We start from the raw sequence: 4,015 nt of genomic DNA, 5'->3' as shown, positions 1-4,015 counted from the left end.
CCGCACGGCCATCCGGCTAGCCCGCCGCCCGAAGCCCCGGCTCCACCGCCACCGCCACCTGCGCCAGCGGGCTAGCCGGATGGCCGTGCGGATGGATCCGCAGCGGTTCGACGAGCTGGTCTCCGACGCGCTGGACCTCATTCCGCCCGAGCTGGCCGCGGTGATGGACAACGTCGTCGTGCTGGTCTCCGACCGCCATCCCGAGGACGCCGATCTGCTCGGACTGTACGAAGGTGTCGCGCTGACCGAGCGGGACTCCAACTACGCCGGGTCGCTGCCGGACACCATCACGATCTACCGCGACGCGCTGTTGGACATCTGCAACTCCGACGAGGAGGTCGTTGACGAGGTGAAGATCACCGTGATCCACGAGGTCGCCCATCATTTCGGCATCGACGACGAGCGGCTGCACGAACTGGGCTGGGCTTAACGGGCGCGGCATCGCCGATCTGTCGGCGCCGAGTGCTAAGAACGGCCCATGGACACCAGCTGCCGCGACTGCCGGGCAGGCTTGGATCACTGCCACGGCACCGTCATTCGTCATTCGCTGCGCCGGTCGGAGTGCACCGAGGACGGCTGCACCAGCCCGGAGATACTGCCGCACGTCTTCGTCGTGGACTGCGACGCGGTCGGCTGCGGATGCGCCGAGGCTGCGGCACTCGCAGTCTGAGGCTCAACCCATCGGATCGGTGCCGGACTCGACCGCGTCGGCGACGGGCGTCGCGCCCGGCTCGGGGTAGAACGGCGGCGTCAGCGCGCCCCACTGCACACAGCTCCAGCGCCCGTCGGTGATCGGCGTCAACACCACGGCCTCGGCGTTGCCCAGGTGGTGGTCGAGTACGAAGCTGCCGTCGACGCCGGCCAGCACAGCCGCGGTCAGCCGAATTGCGGCGCCGTGGCTGACCACGACGATGTCACTGGTCCAGTCGTCGTCGTCCAGATAGCGCATCCGCAGATCGGTCAGCACCGGCACGTAGCGGTCCAGCACCTGCTCGGCGCTCTCCCCGCCGGGCAGCGGCACGTCGCGCTCGCCCTTATGCCAGCGCTCGTAGATAGCGTTGAATTCGGCGACGGCGTCGTCGTCGCTGCGGTTTTCCAGCTCGCCGACCTGAACTTCGTGGATGCCGCCGACTTCGCGGGCCGGCACGTTGACCTCGGTGCTGATCTCGGCGGCCGTCTGCGCTGCCCGCACGGCCACCGAATGCAGCAGCAGCCCCGGCCGGCGCAGACCGTTGCGGGCGAACGCCCGGGCCTGATCGTGGCCCAGCGGCGTCAACTCGGTGCCGGGTGGGCGGGTGTCCAGGCGGCGGTCGACGTTGCCGTAGGACTGACCGTGCCGCACCAACACCAGCCGACCGCTCATTGCCCCGGCTCCCGCAACCGCGCCAGCCAGCGCGAGGCGTCGTCCAACTGCGGCGGCGGCACGCCGGCGGCCACCCCTGTCGGCCAGGAACCCAAGTAGCGCACATCCGCACAACGACGGTAAAGCGCCTTGAGTGCCTCGGCGATCGCGTCGTCGTCGATGTGCCCGACCCAGTCCAGGAAAAACACGTAGGTGCCCAACTCCGTTCGGGTGGGCCGTGATTCGATGCGGGTGAGGTCGATGTCGCGGATCCCGACTTCGGACAGCGCGGTCACCAGCGCCCCCGGCGCATTGTCGATCCGCAAGATCACCGACGTGCGATCGGCGCCGGTGCGGGCCGGCGGCGGACCCGGCGGGCCCGCCAGCACGAAGCGGGTGCGGGCGTTGGGTTCGTCGACGACACCGTCGGCCAGTGTGGCCAACCCGCGGTAGGCCGCCGCCAGCGGTGAGCTCACCGCGGCGTCCACCACGCCGTCCACGACTTGTTGCGCGGCATCGGCGTTGGAGTTCGCCGGTCGCAGCTCGACGCCCGGCAGATGCGCGGCGACCCACCGCCGCACCTGCGCGGCCGCGACGGGGAAGGCGGCCAGGGTGCGCACCTCGTCGGCGCCGCGGCCCGGTTTGACCACGATGGAAAACGCCACGTCCAACGTAATCTCGGCGAACACCTGCAGTGGCGATCCCATCGCCAGACTGTCCAGTGTCGGCATTACCGACCCGTCGATCGAGTTCTCGATCGGCACGCAGGCGTAGTCGGCCTCGCCGCCCCGCACGGCATCCAGAGCCGCCGGCGTGCTCTCGGTCGGGATCGGCCGCACGGCGTCCTTGCCGCACTGGGGAACCATGCCGGCATCGGTCATCCGCAACAGCGCCGCCTCGGTGAACGTCCCTTCGGGACCGAGATACGCGATGCGAGCCACGACCAAAACCCTATCGGGTGCAGAGCCTTGCGCCGTCCGCCGCGATCTAGTTAAGTTAGGCTTACCTCACTAACGAAAGGTGCTCGATGACCCTCGCCCCCTGCGCCGCGCCGACGACCGCTGAGCGGATCCGCAGCACCTGCATCCGGGCCAACGGCGCGCTGCTGGCGATCGAGGGCGCCGAGCCGGTCACCACCCCGCTGCACCACCTGCTGAGCGACGGGTCGTTCGCCGTCGCGGCCCCGCTCGACGCGGCAGCGCCCTCCAGCGCGCAGGCCGTCCTGGAGCTGGCCGACTACGCGCCGCTGCCGCTGCGCGAGCCGGTGCGCTCGCTGGTGTGGATCCGCGGGCGACTCCAGCAGGTGCCGGCGGCGGCGGTGCCCGCCATGCTCGACCTGATCGCCACCGAGGACCCGAATCCCGCGCTGCTGCAAGTCCACACGGCCGCGTCGAGCCCTCCCGCCGACGACGACCCCCGCTACGCGCTGCTGCGGCTGGAGATCGAGTCGGTGGTGGTGACCGACTCCACCGGCGCCGAGTCCGTCGGCGTCACGGCCCTGCTGGCCGCCCAGCCGGACCCGTTCTGCGCGCTCGAGTCCTGCTGGATTCGCCACCTCGACAGCGCGCATCGCGATGTCGTCGCCCGGCTGGCCTCCCGGCTGCCGGCCCCGCTGCGGCGCGGGGACGTCCGCCCGCTGGGCATCGACCGCTACGGCGTGCGGCTGCGCATCGAAAGCGCCGACGGCGACCGCGACGTGCGGCTGCCCTTCCGTAAGCCGGTCGACGACGTGGTAGGCCTCAGCCAGGCCATCCGGGTGCTGATGGGTTGCCCGTTCGTAAACGGCCTGCGAGCGCGCCGGGACTAGACGTCGCCGCGGTCCGGTTACCGTGTCGAGGTGACCGCGCCCGGGGACCAGTTGGTGCATCGACGCGCGCTACGCATCGAGGTCGTCGTCGTCCTGGGCGTCACCTTCGGCGTCAGCGCCGTCACCGCGATCCTGCAACTCACCGACGCGGTGCTGCGCAATCTGAGCGCCCAGCGGATTCCGCTCAACCCGCGGCGGTCCTACTTCGACCTGGTCGACCTCGGATTGAACGCGGCGGTTGTCGCGCAGCTGATCGCGTGGGGCGGGCTCGGGCTGTACCTGTTGTGGCGCAGCGGTCTACGCCCGGCAGCGATCGGGTTGGGGCGCTTTTCCTGGCGCGCCGACCTGGGCGGCGGCGTCGGCCTGGCCGCGTTGATAGGGCTGCCCGGGCTGGGGCTCTACGTGGCGGCGCGGATGCTGGGCCTCAACGCCTCGGTGATCCCGTCGAGTCTGAGCGACACCTGGTGGCGGATCCCGATGCTGGTGGCCGCCGCGTTCGCAAACGGCTGGGCCGAAGAGGTCATTGTCGTCGGCTACCTGATCACCCGGCTGCGCCAGCTGGACGTATCCGCCGGTGCGGCCGTGCTGTACTCCAGCCTGCTGCGGGGCGCCTACCACCTCTACCAGGGCTTCGGCGCAGGGCTGGGCAACCTGGCCATGGGGCTGGTGTTCGGCTATGTCTGGCAGCGCAGCGGCCGGTTGTGGCCGCTGGTGATCGCACACGGTCTGATCGACAGCGTGGCGTTCGTCGGCTATGCCCTTCTGCGCGGTCACCTCGGGTGGTTGCACTGATGACGCCCGCCCGCCCGCCACGCGAGCCGCCGCCGATTCTGCGCCGCGACGCCCGCTATCACCCGCCACCTCCC

Annotated in this window: 5 protein-coding genes and 1 pseudogene; 4 read left to right on the top strand and 2 right to left on the bottom strand. The window is 70.7% G+C overall.

Going from position 1 to position 4,015, the window contains the following annotated elements; translation table 11 throughout:
• Window positions 1-79: 79 nt before the first annotated feature.
• A pseudogene (locus AWB95_RS19205) lies at window positions 80-479 on the top strand (metallopeptidase family protein); the annotation flags it as partial.
• Window positions 479-670 (top strand): hypothetical protein, encoded by a 192-nt coding sequence (locus AWB95_RS19200; RefSeq protein ID WP_062541690.1) that lies wholly within the window; start codon window positions 479-481, stop codon window positions 668-670. The pseudogene AWB95_RS19205 and the gene AWB95_RS19200, both read left to right, overlap by 1 nt.
• 3 nt (window positions 671-673) lie before the next feature.
• Here the strand turns inward: AWB95_RS19200 and AWB95_RS19195 are convergent, their stop codons facing one another.
• Window positions 674-1,363, bottom strand: a complete 690-nt coding sequence (locus AWB95_RS19195; RefSeq protein WP_062541689.1) for a histidine phosphatase family protein — start codon at window positions 1,361-1,363, stop codon at window positions 674-676.
• On the bottom strand, window positions 1,360-2,283 hold the full coding sequence (gene pheA, locus AWB95_RS19190) for a prephenate dehydratase (RefSeq protein WP_085168522.1): 924 nt from the start codon (window positions 2,281-2,283) through the stop codon (window positions 1,360-1,362). Before pheA ends, AWB95_RS19195 begins: the two co-directional genes overlap by 4 nt.
• Before the next feature lie 86 nt (window positions 2,284-2,369).
• On the opposite strand from pheA, the gene AWB95_RS19185 reads away from it, so the two are divergent.
• Together AWB95_RS19185 and AWB95_RS19180 are read left to right on the top strand one after the other, a co-directional pair.
• On the top strand, window positions 2,370-3,149 hold the full coding sequence (locus AWB95_RS19185; RefSeq protein WP_085168521.1) for a DUF2470 domain-containing protein: 780 nt from the start codon (window positions 2,370-2,372) through the stop codon (window positions 3,147-3,149).
• A gap of 30 nt (window positions 3,150-3,179) precedes the next feature.
• Entirely contained in the window at window positions 3,180-3,941 is a 762-nt protein-coding gene (locus AWB95_RS19180; protein ID WP_062541873.1) for a CPBP family intramembrane glutamic endopeptidase, read from the top strand.
• The last annotated feature ends 74 nt before the right edge of the window (window positions 3,942-4,015 follow it).

Origin of the sequence: Mycobacterium celatum (genome assembly GCF_002101595.1) — a bacterium.
Lineage (GTDB): Bacteria > Actinomycetota > Actinomycetes > Mycobacteriales > Mycobacteriaceae > Mycobacterium > Mycobacterium celatum.
The sequence above is the reverse complement of the archived record's forward strand: the minus strand, read 5'-3'. Positions and strand labels throughout refer to the sequence as shown.